The following is an 18,097-nucleotide window of genomic DNA, read 5'->3' on the forward strand; positions in this document are numbered from 1 at the left end:
TTCTCATCACCGGATTAAAGCACCGCATGAATCTTGTCTATTGAATAACCATTGTTGTTATTCCTGGAATAAAGGTAATGAGTAACAGAACAGTGATCATAATAAGCCAAAACGGCATTAATTTTTTTGCAAGCCGCATGATAGGAACCCCTGAAACATTGCTGGCAACATACATGGACGTGCCAACTGGCGGTGTCAATAAGCCAATTGTAAGGTTAATCACCATTATGATTCCGAACTGTACCATATCCACACCTAAACTCTGGGCAACAGGAGCCAATATAGGAGCCAATAACATAATGGCCGGGCCGCTGTCCAAAAACATACCTACGATTAATAACAGTAGATTGATAATAAGAAGCAACAAGATGGGATTATCGGTTATGCCCAATAGAAAAGCAGTAATCTTTTGCGGAATTTGTTCACTGGATAATAACCACCCAAACAAAGATGTAGAAGCAATGATTGTCGATATGACCGCCGTACTAAGTGCCGCATCGTAGAAAATTTTAGGGATGTCTTTTAATTTGATTTCTTTATAAATAAAGGCACTAATGAAAAAAGCATAAACGGAAATAATCGCTCCGCCTTCAGTCGCGGTGAAAACGCCCCCACGAATTCCTAATATGATGATAACAGGCATTAACAGGGACCAGACCGCTTTTTTAAAGCTTGTCCAAACACCTTTAGCACTTACTTTTCCTTCCTTGGGATAATCCTTCTTGCGTGCCACAAAATAGGAATAAATAAAGAAACCCACTCCAATGGCGACACCTGGAATAATCCCCGCAACGAAGAGATCGCCAATGGATGATTGGGTTGTCACACCATAAATAATTAAGGCAATACTCGGTGGAATAATAAGTCCTATGCTTCCAGATGCTGCCACTAAAGCCGCGGAAAAACCAGCATCATACTTTCTTTTTTTCATCTCGGGAACCATCACCGCTCCCAAAGCAGCCGTATCAGCCACCCCGGAACCAGAAATACCACCCATCATGATCCCACTCGTGGCAACAACATGAGCCAACGCTCCTTTAATATTTCCAAATATGGATAGGGCAAAATCCACAATTCTTTTCGTTATACCTCCGTGGCTCATAATGGAGCCTGCCAGCATAAAAAGCGGGATGGCCATAAACGGAAATGAATCCAATGCTGTAAAAAGGCGCTGACTCAATATAACAAGTGGATAATCTGCTGAGAACATGGCGCCGACAGACGATAGTGCCAAAACAAATCCAATTGGCACACCCAGTATTAAAAGCACGAGAAATAAGCCAAACAATATTGCCGCCATTACACGCCATCCTCCTTCCCTATGACCACTTGGATTGTTTCACTTAATACAAAGTAAATGAGCAGCAGTCCGGAAATTGGAATGACTATGTATACAATATCCATTGGCAAACCCAGTGATGGACTATGTTGTCTCGCTCCCAATTCAACTAAGTTAAATCCACTAATCGTTAAAAAAACGGCAAAAATAAGAACAAGCAGGTTATTAAATACCGCAAGAATTTTTCTGCTCAATCCTTTTAATGCTCGTACTAACATATCCAGGGCAATATGTGAACCGATTTTAATAGCTGCCGCCATACCTAAAAAAGATACCCAAACAAAAGTATATCTACCCAGCTCTTCTGTCCAAGAAAATGGATTGTCAAATACATACCTGGAAACAACTTGAGCTGTAACGACTGCGGTCATTAAAAACATTAAAAAGCCACAAATATAAAACAGTAATTTTACAAGAATACCATCAAGTTTTTTCATGGGAAATCCCCCCAACTATCGAAATGAAAAATGAAGGGAGCAAAGATAGACTCTACTCCCATTACTTTTTATCATTCAAGTTCTTTCATGATTTTATGGTAAAGATCCAGGTCAACTGTTTTTGCAAAGTCCTCATGTGTGGCTCTTGCCGCCTCTGCAAACTCGTCAATATTCGGTTTTGTTACTTCCAACCCTTCACCTTTCATTTCGTCGAGTAATTTCTCAGTTTGCTCACTAACTAATTTATTCTCAAATTCCGTAGCTTTCTCAGCAGCTTGCTCAATTATTTTTTGTTGTTCTTTCGTTAGTTTGGACCAAGTGCTGTCACTCATCGCCAATGTGACATACTCATATTTGTGCGCCGTTAAAGCAATATACTTTTGCACCTCATGAATTCGGCCACCATAAATAAATGGAATCGGGTTTTCTTGTGCTTCTATTACGTTTTGTTCCAATCCTGTATAAACCTCATTCCATGCCATCGTGGTCGGAGCAGCGCCCAGTCCTTTCCATGTATGCTCCATTGCTTTTATTTCTGGTATTCTCATTTTCAAGCCTTGCAGATCATCCAATGTATTGATTGGTTTATTGGCTGTAATATGGCGCGGGCCACGTTCCCAAAAGTCCAATATCCGAATATCGGAAGCTTTTAGAACTCGATCAACAATTTCCTGTCCAACTTCTCCATTGACGATTTTTTGATAATCTTCTTCATTGCGGAAAATATAAGGCAACTCCAATAACTGAATTGAGGGTTCAAAATTCCCTAAAACTCCAGCAATCAAGGCAAAGTCAACCGTTCCTACTTGCAATCCTTCTGCCATATCTCTATCTCCGCCAAGGGTAGAGTTAGGATAAATTTCAATTTTGATTTTTCCATCAGAAGCTTCTTCCACTTCTTCTTTAAACTTTTCAGCTCCATCTTGCCATAGGTCATTTTCTGATTGAATGTGACCTAGCTTTAACACTAACACATCATCTTTTCCATCCTTGGAGGATGACTTATCATTAGAACATCCCGCTATGATGAGACCAACCAAAATCATTAATGCGATTAACTTGTAAGATATTTTTTTCATGATGCTGCTTCCTTCCTGATTATTGATTTACTTCAACGATTACTTTTACTACGTTTTCTTTTTTCTCGCTTAGAATATCCAAGGCTTGTTGTGATTGATTTAGTGGCAAACGCTGCGTTATGAAATCACTAATATCAAGCCCCTCATTGATTAGCTTACATGCTTTTTTAAAGTCTTTTGTTTCATAAGTCATAGCGCCAAACAACGAGATTTCGTTAAAAACAAATTGATATGTATTTACTGGGATTTGCTGCGTAATCATGGCCACAATCCCAACTTCCCCTCTTTTTCTCACAATCGACGCAGCTTGATCCACAATCACCTTGGAATCTGCCGCTACAATCGCTACATCTACTCCCCTCCCGTTTGTAAACTCTAAAATCTTAGCCGCCACATCTTCCTCTAAAGGATTTAAAGCCAATGCAGCTCCATGCCTTTCTGCCATTTTCAAGTTAAATGGCTGAGTATCTGTACAAATAATGTGCTTGTACCCTGCTTCCCTCGCAGCAACCAATGTGAGCAGTCCGATCGTTCCAGAGCCAAGAATAGCAATTGTGTCTCTTTCTGGAACAGAAATTCGCTCGATAGCATGAATTCCAACTGCAAGCGGCTCTATTAAAGTAGCAATTTCGTCACTTATATGATCGGCTATTTTATACACTTTGTTTTGGGGAGCGTTAAAGTAATCAGCAAACGTACCACCCCAGCTCTCCGTTCCGGGAACACATTTATTGCTACATAAATTAATGAGGTTTTTTATACAGTACTCGCACTTGCCACAGCCAATATGTGGTTCAACCGTGACACGATCACCCACTTTAAAATTCGTGACATCATTTCCTATCTTAATGATTTCACCTGCTACTTCATGTCCTAAAACCGCAGGAGGCTTTCTAAATGCATGGGTTCCTTTAAATAAATGCAGATCTGAACCACAGACACCAACTGTTTTCACTTTAATTAATACTTCATCACCCTTTATTTCTGGAATACCAATATCTTGGATTTCCACTTTATTCGGTTCAACTACTACTGCAGCTTTCATCCATTTCCCTCCAACACGTACTAGATTACAAAATATATTATGTATGACATGTTTCACAATTTCATTTTAGCACACAACCAAATGCTTTCTAGCACATATACAGTGTTTTTTGTATCAAATTGAAACATTTTGCGATTTTTACTAACAAAATTTTCCATTGATCTGTTTTAATTTGATACTATAATGAAAATATGGTTAGTATGTTACGATAGGAAAAAGTCAAATAGATGGAGGGAGGCAGCATCATGAATAAAATAAAAATTCTGGTAATTGCGCCGTATAACGGAATGAAAGATCTCATTTGTGAAATTGCCGAAGACATGAAAGAGTTGGAAGTTCACGCTTTTGTGGGAGATATGCTGGATGGCGTAAAAATAGCAGAAGAAAAAAAATACGAGGATTTTGATGTGATTATATCAAGAGCGGGAACTGCTGAATTAATTAAAGAAATAACCCACCTTCCCGTGATTGATATTAAACTTTCCGCAATCGACATGATGCGGGCGATTAAATTAGCTAAAAGTTATTCTGGAAAGTTTGGAATTGTTGGTTTTAAAAGTATAACCGATACAACAAAAATCATTAGCCAACTAAATCATGGCGAACATCTGGAAATAAAAACGGTGCATTCCATTTCAGAAATCGATGACTGTCTTCATGAATTAATTGAACGCGGTATCAGTTTGATCATTGGTGATGTTATTACTGTCAAGCATGCCAAAAAAATGGGATTAAATACGATACTTGTTACATCTGGAAGAGAAAGTGTCATAACCGCCTTTACCGATATTATCCAGCTGTTTAAGCATATATCCACATTTAAAGAAAAAATTCTGTTAACTCACAACATTATTCGAAACGTGAATGATCATATAATCGCATTTAATGGAAAAAAAGATATCGCATTTTCCAATGTAGATGAACCAAAAGAAATAAAGGAGATGATCATTTCCGAAGCGGAAAAGCACGTCGATATGTTAACGCAAGAAAAGAAAGTAACGATTATGAAGCCATTGGGAAGTGAGTTATACCTTTTCCATGGAAAAATGATCTCATCGAACGGATTAAGCTATCCCACCTTTTACATTAATAAACAAAAATCGAAAATTAAGCCCGTTGACAAGTCGGTTATTTACACAAATGTCTCAGATGAGCCGACTATTCTACTGGATTCTTTGCCAACATCCAATAAATTATTTAAAAAAGTGATTCAAGACGCAAAAACTGTTTCTAAAACAAACATGCCGATCATCTTATTTGGCAAAAAAGGCACTGGAAAAGATACGTTCGCCAAAGCCATCTACCACGGCAGTAATTATCAGAAACAGCCCATGATTATAATTGACGCACATTATATGAATGAAAAAAAATGGAGTGCCATTTTTGAATCAGAAAACTCTCCTTTTCTCAATGAGAACTTTACATTTTATTTCAAAAATATGCATCTGCTAAATGAAGATAGCCAATTGCTTTTAGAATCTTATTTAACTAACACATACGTCCATAAAAGAAATCGTTTTATTTTTTCCTGTATGAGTGGTTATTCCCATTCCTTTGATCAGGGTTCTTTAATGCAATTTATTCAAAATGAATTATCTGCCTTCCCGTTGACTTTGCCTGCCCTAAATGAAAGAAAGGAAGATATTCCCAGTCTGGTAAGTATATTTTTAAGCGATTTAATGCCCAAATATGGAAAGCAAATTCTTGGATTAGAGCCGGAGGCAATCCACCTTTTGCAACATTTTCACTGGACATACAATTTGATCCAGTTGAAACGAATTATTGAAAAAGCCTTTTTATTAACAGATGATTTTTATATCGCTGACGAAACCATCGAAAAGGTGTTGGCTAACGAAAAAATAGAAGAGACTGAGATCATTAATCCAGTCCTCCATGGACATAAAACACTGGATGAAATAAATAAAGAAATTATTGAAAAAGTGTTATCGGATGAAAATTACAATCAATCAAGGGCTGCCCAGCGACTGGGAATAAGCCGCAGTACCCTTTGGAGAAAGCTGAAATATTAAACAGCCTCTCCTGTCAAGCCGGTTGTTTGCGACCGGCTTCCTGTTTGGGTCGCCCTGCTTGTTTAAGCTTTTACAGCCTCCTTTCCATCGGCCATATAACGGGTATGTCAAATTCGGCGCCAAAAAATATGCGGTCCTATTGATCCATAGTGACGATTGGATGGGAACTGTTGAAACTGTATTTCTTTTGAATGGCACTGTTAAAGATTAGTGTAGATATTTGAACCTTTAATAGCTCTGTTAAAGATTAGTGTGATATTTGATACCTTTTCAAAAACGTTGTTATAATTGGAACGGATATCCGCATTGGAGGGTTTAAAGATGAGTAAGGCGTTAGCAATTTATTACATACAGAGAAAGAACGAGTGTTTCAATGAATAAAACGCTATGTTGAACCTTCCTCTACTTCGCTGGTAAGAAGCACGTTTTAAAGAAGGCTTTGAATGCGAAAGTACAAAACATAACACCAAAGAGTTCTATGGACATTCTTTGTTTTTGAAGTGACAGAAATGTATCGCAGTCTACGCTTATCAAAATTCGCTGTATGGTATTTAGTACTCTATCGGAGCAGGATAGTTTAATCATTTTTACTATAAAATATGGTTAAAACACAAAAACAAATGGGTGATTTGCTGATATGAGAAAAATGATGGTTATTGGGGCGTCTGGGGTTCTTGGTAAATTAATTTGTATTGAATTAATACGGGTATTTGATAATCAAATAAAGCTAATAGTAACCGATTATAAAAACGAGAGAGGGAAACAGTTAGCAAATTCTTTGAAAAATGATGTTGAATTCAAATATTTAGATGTAAATAACATTGAGAATGTAAAGCAAGTTATTAAAAATATTGATGTTGTAGTAGTTGTATTAAAACAAAAAAATCCAACTATTCAAGAAGTTTGTATGAATAACAAGATATTATGTGTAGACGTTACCCCATTTTATGACTTTGTAGAGAAAGTAAATATTGTAAATCAAATGGCGGAAAATAATGATACAGGTTCTATTGTAATGTCAGGATTTTTCCCTGGTTTATCAGGATTAATGGTAAAAAAAGCTGTTTCAAATTTCGATGAAATAATAGAAGTTAATGTTGGATTGTTACAAAATACTAATGCTCAAGCAGGAATAACTGGAATGTTAGATATGTTAAAGATTGTTTCTCAACAAGTAAGCTTTGAAAATAAAATGATACCTGGATTTACTAAAAAGAGAAAAATGTATTTTGCTAATCACCTTAAAGAAAAAGAGCTTAGACTTATACATCATTCAGAAAAAATCGTCTTACAAAACCAATTAGCAATTCATTCTATAAATTATTGGACTTGTTGGAATGTTAATGCTTTCAATACATTAGTTTCTTTTCTAAGACAAATTGGATTTATTGAAGTAATTCATAAGTTAAATCATACATTTTTATCCCAAATAGTTAAACATAATCCAAATAAAAATGAAAATGCTTTTCTTACCGTTGAGGTAAAAGGAATCATTAATAACAAAGAGAAGGTAAAAATAGTATCTTTATCTACCTTTTCTGATTATCATACAACAGCAATGGTTACTGCTTCCTTAACAAAAATTGCTCAACAAAAAAAGTTGCAAGGTGTCATTTATCCTTTTGAGGTAGTACATTTAGATGAACTGTTATCTGAAATAAATTGCAGCAACATTGTAGTGGAGGAATTTGAAAAGTAAATTGCTATATTAGTAGACCTGCTAACGTATCCAGCTTTCGACTGAGACTTTACCGCCTAGTCGTTATAGTGCATTTTTCCAAAGTTGTTTTCTTATAAAAATGGTTTCACTAGTGTGATCTGTCCCCTTGAGTATAACGTAAAAATAAGCCCTGCCAGCGATGCAGACAGGGTTTATTTATATCAAGCTACACATCTGCGTTCGCCCGAGCCATAATCTGGTGAATAATCGAGGTTTTCGCATCCGCGTAATGCTGCACATGCCGCCACTTGCGTTGTGCCAAAGCGCGCTTGGCGCGTGCGTATTTGTCCCGATCAGTATGATTGGTCCGCAGCCAATCACGGAAGCGCAGCATTCGTTCGATCTCAGACACTCCTGCGCTGAATACGTGGAGGTTGATATCAATATCGGGTCCCTTGAACAGACGGTGCTCAAACCACTCGGGCTCGCGGATACGCAACATGTAGCCGGCTTCCTCCAAATCCGGGACATAGGCCGCCTCATCGGCTGCATCCGCCACGACCAGCAGCATATCGATAATAGGCTTGGCGCATAATCCTGGCACCGATGTCGATCCGACATGCTCTACAAGCAATGCTTCGTCGCCAAGTACAGTCCGAATCCGGTTCGCTTCTCGTGCGAATAACTTGGGCCAGCACGAATCATACTCGACAAGAGTGATGGGTGCGTTATGCGGTTGCCGCTCTCCCAGCGTGACCTTCTGAAGCTCTTCATCACTCTTGGCTATAAATCTCGAATCATCCTGCATCGCTGACATCTAAACTCCCCCTGCCGGTAAATTAGCTTTCAAGCGTACCATAATAACTGTTTATTGACAATAAATGAACGAATCCATCTCAATCCTCGACTCCATGGTTGGATTGCAGGCAATTCAATCATGCAGTCCTTTTGGTAAAAAGCTATTTTTCAATGGCGTTTTTTCTTTATGAAAAAGATCGACTGGTTATCTTGTATCATCCGGCATATCCTTTAAAAAGTGGCTCTACCCTTTGGGTGGAGTGAGGTGGAATCTCACCCTTCCCAACACTTGACATAGAACCAAAAAAGTGTGGAGCTGCCGAAAGTGGAAAACGATTGGCAAATACAAAGGTTGAAAAAGTATCCTAGCAGGCCTTCTTCCCAAACGGAATGATGCTTTTTTTATGGAGCATGATAGATTGGAAACAAAGACAAGCACTGTTCCAAAAGAAGTTTCTTTTGAAACAGCGCATTTCAATGGCTATTAAATCGTTACATTTCCGCTCCCAAGCCGGTATTCGATTTTACATCCAACTCATCGAATTTCTCAGCTGAAGATTCTGGCTTTGTGATTAATGTGACCACAATAGAGGTGAGGAAGCCTAACGGTATGCTGATGATACCGGGATTGGCCAGCGGGAATATGGCATTTTCCCCCATGACGCTGGGCCCGATAAATACAAGGGTTACAGCACTTACCATTCCGGCAAGCATACCAGCAATTGCCCCGGCTGTATTGAACCTTCTCCAATAAAGAGAGAAAATGATGACCGGCAAGTTGGCGCTGGCACCGACGGCAAAGGCCAAGACAACCAAATAGGCAACATTCATCCCTTTGGCGACAATGCCAAGTGCGATGGAAATGGCTCCGATTGCAAGAGCTGTGTTTCTTGCCACTTTAAATTGCTTTTTACTATCTACCTTTCCACGTTTAATGACGTTTGTATAAATATCGTGGGCAAAAGCACCGGAACCAGCGATAACGAGCCCGGCAACAACAGCGACGATCGTGGCAAATGAAACTGCCGAAATGAGCGACATAAAGATCTCTCCGCCAAGTGTTCCTTCTCCCCCGCCTATAAACTGCGCCAAAAGTGGAGCTGCCATGTTTCCGCCCTGGTCCGCCGCCCGAATGGCATCCGGCCCGACAAGAACCGACGCGGCAAACCCGACAAGAGCGATCATGATGTAGAAGACCCCGATTAAAATCATTGCCCATATTACGGACTTTCTCGCTTCCTGGGCAGAAGGAACCGTGTAAAAGCGAATTAAAATATGCGGCAGGCCCGCTGTTCCCAAAATAAGTGCCATCCCAAGAGACAACAGATCAACCGGATTTTTATACAGCAGTCCCGGAGATAAGAATTCCGCCCCGTTGCTGGCAACGACTTCTCCGAATAAACCTGATATATTGAACTTAAAAATCATCGCTACAAACAAAACGAGAATAAGCGTAGCAAACATTAACAACACCGCTTTAATGATCTGTACCCAGCTAGTGGCAAGCATGCCGCCGAGCATGACATATAAGATCATTAAGGCCCCAATCAAAATAACCGATATTTCGTACGGTATTCCCACCAATAGCTGGATGATGCCTCCCGCTCCCACCATTTGGGCAACCATATAAAACAATGTTACTACTAATGTGACCGTGGCAGTCATCATTCTGATGGGCCGCTCTTTGAGTCGTGACGCCAGCACGTCTGCCACAGTAAATTTCCCTGAGTTTCTAAGTGGTTCCGCTACGACATATAACACAATGACATAGCCAACCATCCATCCTACGGCATACAAAAAGCCGTCATACCCGTTCAATGCAACCAGCCCGGCAATGCCCAGAAAAGAGGCAGCACTCAAATAGTCGCCGGATATGGCAAGACCATTTTGCCATCCTGTCAGAGAACGGCCGGCTGTATAAAAATCAGAAGTACTTTTATTTCGTTTGGCCGCCCACAGCGTAATATAAATGGTTGCTGCTACAATTGCCACAAATAAAATAATGCCGAATGAATGCGCTCCCATATTTATGCCCCCTTTTGATGCCTGTACTTTTCAACGAGTGCTTTTGCTTTTTGATCAAAGCCTTTTGCTTTCAAGAAATAAACAAAGGCCAGTGCCCAAGCAACAAAATACAGGGACACCCCAAATAAATATCCGAATGTAATATTGCCAAAAAGGAATTTGCTCATTAACGGTTTCGCATATGCGGCCATTAATGGAAACGATAAATACAAACAGAAAAACAAAATAACGATTGGCCAAATAAATTTCATCTTGGAACGCTTTAATTCGACAAATTCTTTTGTGCAGGCGATTTTATCATAATTTGCCACTCTTTTGCACCCCCTATTATTAAAAATTTGTGAAAAAAGATTAATATAACTATATACAAAAAAGGGAGTGTGGTGGCATTATCGTCGTGATTTGCCTGAATATTTGTGCGAGTGGCATAAATATGTTTGCAAACGGTTACATTTATTCTTCAAGAATTTGGAACAACTTTTTTTGGGCATGGCGGCTTACTGGTATGCTCGTTTCTTTCCCATCCTTTAAAATCAAATTATAGGCACCGTTAAACCACGGCTTGATCTCCTGAATATAATCCAAGTTGACTAAATAGCTCCGGTGGGGACGAAAAAAAGGATAGCCTTTCAGTCTGTCTTCCAGTTCTTGAAGTGTCATTCTGCCGTGAAACAGCTCGTCTTTCGTATGAATTTCCACAACTCGCTCTACTCTCGTTGCGTAGCAAATGGTGTCAGGAGACAATACGACTACCCGCTCCCCATCATCGATCAACAACTTGGATTTCGTTTTGGAATTTACCGAACCACGGCTTTTTTCTTTTTGGGCGGCTTCTTGATTCAGCCTGCGCACCACCCTCTTAATCGCTTGCTTTAACCGTTCCTGATCATAAGGTTTTAATAAATAGTCCACTGCTTCCACTTCAAATGCGTCAACCGCATAATCATCATACGCAGTCGTAAATATAAAAAGTGGCGGGATTTTTTCTTTTTTAAAAATTTCTTTTGCCACGTGTACCCCGGACATTTTCGGCATTTGAATATCCAAAAAAACAACATCCGGTTTATATTTTTCATATAATTCCAGCAATTGTTCACCTGTTTCTGCGCTGGGACATAAAACAAGGCCCTCTTCCTGCTGCAACAAGTAAATGAGCTCTTCCCTTGCGAGGCGCTCATCTTCAGCAACCATTACCCTGATCATTAGGCCAGATGCCTCCTTTCTTGAGAAATAAGCGGAATATCAAAAAACACTTCGCATCCGCCCTTTGGGTGATTTCGAATCTGAAGTCTCGAATCCTCACCAAGCATTCCAATTAACCGTTGATTCACATTATACAAACCTGTGCCGCCTTCCCGCTCACTCTCGATCGGCGCATGTCCCGCACGGGAAAGTAATGTGCTCGAAAATCCTATTCCATTATCATACACAGTTATTCGAAGCTTCCCATGCATCTCTTTCATATCAATCCTTATGATTCCTCCTTTGGCAACGTTTTTTAATCCATGATGAATGCTGTTTTCCACTAAGGGCTGGATGGTTGATGGAGGAAGAAGTGCCTCCCCTTTTCCTTCATAAGGAGAAAAACTGATCGTAACCCGATCCAAGAATCGCGCTTGAATAATGGCTATATATGATTGGACATGTTCACATTCCTTTTTCAGTTCAACAAGAGAATTCGCAGCCAGGCGCAGATTAAATCTCATGAAACTTCCAAGCTGCACTGTTAAATGCCTTGCTTTTTCGGGATCCGTCCGAAAAAGAGTGGCGATCAAATGCAGTGTATTAAAGAGGAAATGAGGATTAATTTGGGCTTCCATATTTCTAAGTTCCGCATCACGGATGAGCGTTTGCAACTTTTCGGATCTCGCGACCGCAAGCTGATTAGACAATAATTTGCCGAGACCTTCAGCCAACACAATTTCCACGGCTCTTATATGCTGTGATTTTCTAAAATATAGATGGATCAATTGTATTGTTTTATTTGCTTCTTTTATCGGCAGAACAATGACCGCCTGTAGCGGGCAGTGGGGATGCGGGCAATGGATATGTTCTTTCGTATAAGCCACTTTCACTTCTCCCGTCCGCATCACTTCTTCGGCAACATCATCCTGCAGGGGGTCTCCGGTCTGGTGATGATCGTCCCCAAGGCCCACATAAGCCAATACTTTCTCACAATTGGACACCGATACCGCAGCCACTTTCAACCTTTTATACAACAACTCCGCTATTCCCCGAGCCATGTCAATCTGCGACTCTTTTTTCAAATATGGGAGCGCATCTTCTGCAATGGTAAGCGCCCTTTTGGTTTCTGAAGCTGCCTCCCGCTCCTGTTCATTAATCGCAGCGGCAATCATGGCAGTAAAGATGGCAATGGCAACACTGTTCGAAAAAACAAGCGGCAAGCTTACTTGATCGACAACATGTAAAATAAAAGCGGAATGGGGATTAAATATAAGCAGAAGTCCCATTTGTAAAATAGGTGGAAAGATGCCAATAAAAAGGGCCTTTAAAGGAGAAATGACCCGTTCCTGCGCAAAAAATCTGGCAGTCATTCCAACTAACAGACCTGTAAGAATATTAACCAGGCAGCTTGCCGAATAGCCCATTCCGCCAAGGAAAAAGAGGTGGATGCCGGCAATCCATCCTGCCCCCATACCAACGGCCGGCCCGCCTAACAGTCCGGCTATGACAATGGGAACAAGACTTGAGCTGACAAGTAATTGGTCATCCTCAACAGGGGAAAAGATAAAATTTGAGACGATTTCCCCATCCTCAAAAACGACACCCGATATTGTACCCACAATACCGAACAACCCGTAAATAACCGAATGCACAATTGTCGTTTTGACATCCATTTCCCGATCCAACAAAGATCGAAAGCCGGGAATTCGTGAAACTAAAAAAGCGGATATTAACAAAAGCCCGAGCCGCTGCACCAATATCATTGTCAAGAATCCCACCAGCCACGCCCCCTTGTGTCAATTCCGGTTTGAGCGCGCACGAAAGTTCTGGCAAATTGGTGTGCGTCTTCTTTTTTTCGCGATAAATATGTTCCTGCAACCGCCCCGATAAATCCGGCGGGAATGGCAATGATTCCAGGGTTTTCCAGTGGAATAAGAGCTTCCCTTGCGATCCATCCACTCTCGATATTCATAATATGCGGCCCAAAAGATACAAGAATGATGGATGTAATAAACCCGCAAAACATGCCGGCCAATGCCCCAGCCTCATTAAAGCGCTTCCAGTACAGTGTAAATATGATGACGGGCAAGATACTGGAGGCGGCAATGACAAAAGTCAGGGAGACGAGAAATGTAACGTTGATGTTTTCCAACCCGAGCGAAAATATAGTTGCCACAAGACCAATGCCCACAGCCGCGACTTTTGCCATTCTGAGCTGCTGCTTTTCTGTTGCAGTGCCTTTTTTAATGATATGGTGATATACATCATGCGAAAGAGCAATTGTTGCCGATATGACAAGGCCAGTAACAACGGCTACAATCGTTGTAAATGCCAAAGCAGAAATAAAAGCAAGCAAAAAGTCTCCCCCCAGCACTTTGGCAAGCAAAGGAGCGGCGAGGTTTCCAGTCGGGTCCGCGGCGACAAGCTGCTTCCAATTCACCAATGCCACAGTGCCCAAGCCCAAAATGAGTGTCATCACATAAAAACAACCGATGATCCACGTGGCAGTGATAACAGACTTTCGTACCTCCACGGTGTTTTTCACCGTAAAAAACCTGATCAGAATATGTGGCAAACCGGCGGTACCCAGTATGAGCGCCATTTGTAATGAAAACATTTCCAAAAAATCATGAAATAAGTTTCCTGGAACGAAAAACTGGTCAGCAAGCGGCGTTCCCAACTTTACCTGGCGAATTAGTTCAGCCACTTGCCAATCAAAACGCGCCAACACGAGCAAAGAGACAAGAAATGTTCCTGACATGAGCAGGACTGTTTTGATAATTTGCACCCACGATGTCGCAACCATTCCGCCCAGAATGACATATACAGTCATTAAGCTTCCAATGATCAATACTGATATCGAATAATCAATACCGAGCAGCAAGCGAATCAACAGTCCCGATGCGACCAGTTGCGGTATCATATAAAATAAAGAAACAAAAAACGTTCCCCCTGCCATCATCAGCCGGATTTTATCACTGGGAAAGCGGCTGCAGATGACATCTCCGAGAGAATATTTCCCCAAATTTTTGACAGGTTCCGCAACAAGAAATAACACAAATAAATACGACGCCAGAAAACCAATGGAATATAAAAAGCCGTCATAACCATGAAGAGCAATGGCACCCGTAATGCCCAAAAAAGAGGCAGCACTTATATAATCCCCCGCGATGGCCAGTCCATTTTGCACCCCTGTCAAATGGCCGGACGCCGTATAAAATTGAGATGTTGTTTTATCACGCATTGCGGCCCAGTGCGTAATAATGAGTGTGCATATGATGATACAAAGAAAAAAGAAGAAGTAAATATAATTCATTACCCATTCCCCTGTTTCAACAATTCAACCATCTTATCGTATCTTTTTAATTTTCTGTAATAGATCCAGCCAAGCAGCCAGGTCATGATAAATTGCAAAAAAGCGAAAATCCACCACCATGGAATGAATGAAACCTTATCCCCTACAACAATGAACTGGGGGAACAACCAAATGAACAATGGCAAACTGAAATAAAAAATCATGAAAAATAACGTAACCACTAAAAGAAAACGAGCCTTTTTCTTCATCAATTCCAGAAAGATTTCTTTTTCTTTCAAAGCCTGCACCACCAGACTCTTACATATATTTTACCAAAAAACATCCCAATATAAAGAATTTTTCAACTGTAGCCATTATTAGATTATACCATAATATTGAGAAAAAGAGATTGCTCTTTTCAACCCGAAAGTAAACAGACGAAAAAACAAATCGTCTGAGCCACCGCCTCATTTCGCATTTAAAGAAACTGACGGATGCTACGTCTTTAATCGCCAAAGCTCCCCATCGCTAATAACCAAATTTCTCACCGCCATAAAAAAGCTCCCCTGGTTAGTTTCTCCAAGAGAGACATGAAACAAGGCGTATAATCAGGATGTATACATACAGGTTCTTGCACATGAAGTGGGAAAAGGAGACACTCCGAGAAGTTAGCAACTCGAGTGAACATACAGGTTCTTGCACATGAAGTGAGTGCGGAATGATTTTTAAAACAAGCTGTTGCGGTGGACTCTTGATATATGAAAAATTTGAGGATACTTGGTGCCGATCTTCTTCACTCGTTTCTTCTATCCGTGTAATGCGCAAATGGAGTTCTTAGGGGTTAAAAACGCTCTGCTCACTTCTATTTATGGCCCGGACAGTCAATTTTAGAAATAGGGAAATGGTTATTTTTATCTGAATATCGAACAATACAGCACATATTGACTTTATCGTTTTTGGAATCGTCTAGGTTGGGGAATCGTGTTGTTCATTTAAAAAGAGGAACAATCGCGACTGAACAAAACGAGATGGCGTGAAAATGGTCACCAAGCACAGTTGATAGCCTTTGATGACAGAGGCTGTCCAATAGGTCGATTTTTCGGCCTTTGGACGCCTTCTGTACACTTTTAGGTCAGGTTGTTTTGCCTGGACTTCTTCTGCTGGGCCGCCACTTTCTGAGGCATCAGCTCTTCGGATATTTCGACGAAAGCATTTCGATTATTGAACATTCCACCCATTTTCTCCATTCCGGGAATGTTTTTATCTTTCATAAAGTCCTGGATGCGGCGCATATATTGCCCATTCCGATATTGGGTCAAGCCGTAAATGGCCGCACCGATTCCCAATGTGGCCAATAAAGAAGTCCACATTCTCTTCATAGAAATCCATCTCCTCCGGAATTTGGTCATTCAAAGCTTTTTTGCTTTGACATTTTTATTGTTTCTAGATTCCCGTATCATTATCCGGGTAAGTTCCAGGAGGAATCATCCAGCTTATGAAGAAGTGTGGTCACTTTTTTGAGGATCGATCTGCGGCAACGGTTGATCTGCGGGACCTTCCAGCACTTGTCCGTCATAAGAAAAGCGTGACCCATGGCACGGGCAGTCCCACGTTGTTTCCGCACTGTTCCAATTCACCTCACACCCCATATGGGTACAAGTTGTATCAACAACGTACAGCTTTCCGTCCGGTGTTTTATAAGCCCCGGCCCTTTTACCCTTGATCGAAATCGCCGCACCTTCGCCACTTTGAATATCTTTGATTTCTTTATCCGGCAATTCCAGTTTGCCTCCAACCAATTGGCCGGCAACGTTGATATTTTCCTTGATGATTTTTTTTAGGCTTGGATCGGCTTTGAATCTGGAAGGAGTATAGAGATGTTCATATCTGTTTTCTTTTCCCATTATTAAATCCCTAATGATAAACCCGGAAAGTGTTCCATGGGCCATTCCCCATTTGCGAAACCCGGTAGCGATAAACATATTTGGCTGAGTTTGAGATACCCTTCCAATATAAGGCACTTTATCTGGTGTAATAAGATCTTGCGCAGACCATTTGTACAGGATTTCTTTGGCCTGAAATACATTCATTGCTTCTTGCTTCAATGCTTCATAATGATCTTTTTCGGGAATCCCCTGACCCGTTTTGTGATTCTCTCCGATAACCAGCAGCATTTCTTCCCCATTAATAGTGACACTGCGAAAGGACCGTGTCGGCTTACCGGCAGTAATGTACATTCCCCCGGGAAAAGAAACTTCCGGACGAACTGCCAATACATAAGACCGATCAGGAAAAAGGCGCGCAAAATATCCTTTTCCATCGTGAAAAGGAAAGTGCGAAGCGGAAACAACATATTTGGCTTGTACTTTCGTATTATTTTTCATCCGGATGACAAGAGGATTGTCTTGCTCCATCCTCATCGCAACCGTCTGTTCAAATATTTGGACACCTTTTTTCTCCAAATTTTGAACAAGATGGATTAAGTATTTAAGCGGGTGAAATTGCGCCTGATTCTTCATCACAATCGCCCCAGACGTCTGAACCGGCAGGGGTATTTTATCGACAATGCCGCCTTCAATGCCCAATTTTTCATATGCTTTGGCTTCTTTCTCCAGTTTTTGCCGTTCGCTCTCTTTCGTTGCATAAACGTATGCATCTTCTTTCTTGTAATCACAGTCAATTTGATGCTTCCGGATATAATTTTCTATGAAATGGGCGGCCTCCATATTGGCCTCAAAATACAGCTTTGCCCCACTTTGACCAAAATGACTGATTAGTTCATCATAAATCAATTCATGCTGGGCAGTCACCTTCGCAGTTGTGTGTCCGGTTGTTCCATTCATTAAGCGAGTGGATTCAAACAATGCCACTTGAAAGCCTTCTTCGGCCAATAAATGGGCGGTTGTGATGCCAGTAATTCCTCCACCAATGACCGCCACTTCCACACTCATATCATGTTCAAGCTGGGGATATGAAGGAATATTCGTTGAATCAACCCAAAATGATTTCGGGTCTTTCGGAATGTTTAGCCCCTTTTTTCCTTCATTCATGTTCAAGTCTCCTCCTTCCAACACTCTCTTTAAACAATTCCCCCATTTCACGAGAAATATGTATATTTGGGCAGATTTATCTGTTTTTAAAAACAATGCACGATCAGTTCCCAAACCTTTCGACAATGGCCCAGTTTGGCTTGTATACTAGAGA

General features: G+C 40.8%; 15 protein-coding genes. 2 read left to right on the forward strand and 13 right to left on the reverse strand.

Going from position 1 to position 18,097, the window contains the following annotated elements; all coding sequences use genetic code 11:
* Positions 1–37: 37 nt before the first annotated feature.
* From NST31_RS00715 to NST31_RS00730, 4 genes are all read right to left on the reverse strand, one after another.
* Positions 38–1,300, reverse strand: coding sequence for a TRAP transporter large permease (locus tag NST31_RS00715; protein ID WP_077113048.1), 1,263 nt, complete (start codon positions 1,298–1,300; stop codon positions 38–40).
* Complete coding sequence (locus tag NST31_RS00720; protein ID WP_077113047.1) at positions 1,300–1,776, reverse strand: TRAP transporter small permease; 477 nt, start codon at positions 1,774–1,776, stop codon at positions 1,300–1,302. The genes NST31_RS00715 and NST31_RS00720 overlap by 1 nt, the downstream gene beginning before the upstream one ends.
* 71 nt (positions 1,777–1,847) lie before the next feature.
* Entirely contained in the window at positions 1,848–2,855 is a 1,008-nt protein-coding gene (locus NST31_RS00725) for a TRAP transporter substrate-binding protein (protein WP_077113046.1), read from the reverse strand.
* 19 nt (positions 2,856–2,874) lie between these two features.
* On the reverse strand, positions 2,875–3,900 hold the full coding sequence (locus tag NST31_RS00730) for an alcohol dehydrogenase catalytic domain-containing protein (RefSeq protein WP_077113045.1): 1,026 nt from the start codon (positions 3,898–3,900) through the stop codon (positions 2,875–2,877).
* A gap of 245 nt (positions 3,901–4,145) precedes the next feature.
* Between NST31_RS00730 and NST31_RS00735 the strand changes: the two genes are divergently transcribed.
* Positions 4,146–5,930, forward strand: coding sequence for a sigma-54-dependent Fis family transcriptional regulator (locus NST31_RS00735; protein WP_077113044.1), 1,785 nt, complete (start codon positions 4,146–4,148; stop codon positions 5,928–5,930).
* A 637-nt stretch (positions 5,931–6,567) separates the two neighbouring features.
* A complete protein-coding gene (locus tag NST31_RS00740) occupies positions 6,568–7,629 on the forward strand; it encodes a saccharopine dehydrogenase NADP-binding domain-containing protein (protein ID WP_077113043.1) in 1,062 nt (353 codons plus the stop codon).
* A gap of 187 nt (positions 7,630–7,816) precedes the next feature.
* Here the strand turns inward: NST31_RS00740 and NST31_RS00745 are convergent, their stop codons facing one another.
* From NST31_RS00745 to NST31_RS00785, 9 genes are all read right to left on the reverse strand, one after another.
* On the reverse strand, positions 7,817–8,407 hold the full coding sequence (locus tag NST31_RS00745; RefSeq protein WP_083717647.1) for a GrpB family protein: 591 nt from the start codon (positions 8,405–8,407) through the stop codon (positions 7,817–7,819).
* A 473-nt stretch (positions 8,408–8,880) separates the two neighbouring features.
* Entirely contained in the window at positions 8,881–10,413 is a 1,533-nt protein-coding gene (locus NST31_RS00750) for a cation acetate symporter (protein ID WP_077113042.1), read from the reverse strand.
* 2 nt (positions 10,414–10,415) lie between these two features.
* Entirely contained in the window at positions 10,416–10,724 is a 309-nt protein-coding gene (locus NST31_RS00755) for a DUF485 domain-containing protein (RefSeq protein ID WP_077113041.1), read from the reverse strand.
* A gap of 142 nt (positions 10,725–10,866) precedes the next feature.
* Positions 10,867–11,616 carry a LytTR family DNA-binding domain-containing protein gene (locus tag NST31_RS00760; protein WP_077113040.1) on the reverse strand — a complete coding sequence of 250 codons (750 nt, stop codon included), beginning with the start codon at positions 11,614–11,616 and terminating at the stop codon, positions 10,867–10,869.
* Entirely contained in the window at positions 11,616–13,376 is a 1,761-nt protein-coding gene (locus NST31_RS00765) for a LytS/YhcK type 5TM receptor domain-containing protein (protein WP_083717646.1), read from the reverse strand. Before NST31_RS00765 ends, NST31_RS00760 begins: the two co-directional genes overlap by 1 nt.
* Positions 13,364–14,914: a cation acetate symporter gene (locus NST31_RS00770; protein ID WP_077113039.1), complete on the reverse strand. Its 1,551-nt coding sequence runs from the start codon at positions 14,912–14,914 to the stop codon at positions 13,364–13,366. The genes NST31_RS00765 and NST31_RS00770 overlap by 13 nt, the downstream gene beginning before the upstream one ends.
* Positions 14,914–15,192: a DUF485 domain-containing protein gene (locus tag NST31_RS00775; protein WP_083717645.1), complete on the reverse strand. Its 279-nt coding sequence runs from the start codon at positions 15,190–15,192 to the stop codon at positions 14,914–14,916. Before NST31_RS00775 ends, NST31_RS00770 begins: the two co-directional genes overlap by 1 nt.
* Positions 15,193–16,020: 828 nt before the next feature.
* Positions 16,021–16,272, reverse strand: a complete 252-nt coding sequence (locus NST31_RS00780; RefSeq protein WP_077113038.1) for a hypothetical protein — start codon at positions 16,270–16,272, stop codon at positions 16,021–16,023.
* A gap of 114 nt (positions 16,273–16,386) precedes the next feature.
* Entirely contained in the window at positions 16,387–17,943 is a 1,557-nt protein-coding gene (locus tag NST31_RS00785; protein WP_077113037.1) for an FAD-dependent oxidoreductase, read from the reverse strand.
* Between the last annotated feature and the right edge of the window lie 154 nt (positions 17,944–18,097).

The sequence above is a fragment of the Siminovitchia sp. FSL W7-1587 genome (genome assembly GCF_037963795.1).
GTDB classification, from domain to species: domain Bacteria; phylum Bacillota; class Bacilli; order Bacillales; family Bacillaceae_C; genus Siminovitchia; species Siminovitchia thermophila.

What these genes read in the sequence shown, in the direction of transcription:
- NST31_RS00715 (WP_077113048.1), bottom strand. Translation starts at nt 1,300, where the DNA reads ATGGCGGCAATATTGTTTGGCTTATTTCTCGTGCTTTTAATACTGGGT.
- NST31_RS00720 (WP_077113047.1), bottom strand. Translation starts at nt 1,776, where the DNA reads ATGAAAAAACTTGATGGTATTCTTGTAAAATTACTGTTTTATATTTGT.
- NST31_RS00725 (WP_077113046.1), bottom strand. Translation starts at nt 2,855, where the DNA reads ATGAAAAAAATATCTTACAAGTTAATCGCATTAATGATTTTGGTTGGT.
- NST31_RS00730 (WP_077113045.1), bottom strand. Translation starts at nt 3,900, where the DNA reads ATGAAAGCTGCAGTAGTAGTTGAACCGAATAAAGTGGAAATCCAAGAT.
- NST31_RS00735 (WP_077113044.1), top strand. Translation starts at nt 4,146, where the DNA reads ATGAATAAAATAAAAATTCTGGTAATTGCGCCGTATAACGGAATGAAA.
- NST31_RS00740 (WP_077113043.1), top strand. Translation starts at nt 6,568, where the DNA reads ATGAGAAAAATGATGGTTATTGGGGCGTCTGGGGTTCTTGGTAAATTA.
- NST31_RS00745 (WP_083717647.1), bottom strand. Translation starts at nt 8,407, where the DNA reads ATGTCAGCGATGCAGGATGATTCGAGATTTATAGCCAAGAGTGATGAA.
- NST31_RS00750 (WP_077113042.1), bottom strand. Translation starts at nt 10,413, where the DNA reads ATGGGAGCGCATTCATTCGGCATTATTTTATTTGTGGCAATTGTAGCA.
- NST31_RS00760 (WP_077113040.1), bottom strand. Translation starts at nt 11,616, where the DNA reads ATGATCAGGGTAATGGTTGCTGAAGATGAGCGCCTCGCAAGGGAAGAG.
- NST31_RS00770 (WP_077113039.1), bottom strand. Translation starts at nt 14,914, where the DNA reads ATGAATTATATTTACTTCTTCTTTTTTCTTTGTATCATCATATGCACA.
- NST31_RS00780 (WP_077113038.1), bottom strand. Translation starts at nt 16,272, where the DNA reads ATGAAGAGAATGTGGACTTCTTTATTGGCCACATTGGGAATCGGTGCG.
- NST31_RS00785 (WP_077113037.1), bottom strand. Translation starts at nt 17,943, where the DNA reads ATGAATGAAGGAAAAAAGGGGCTAAACATTCCGAAAGACCCGAAATCA.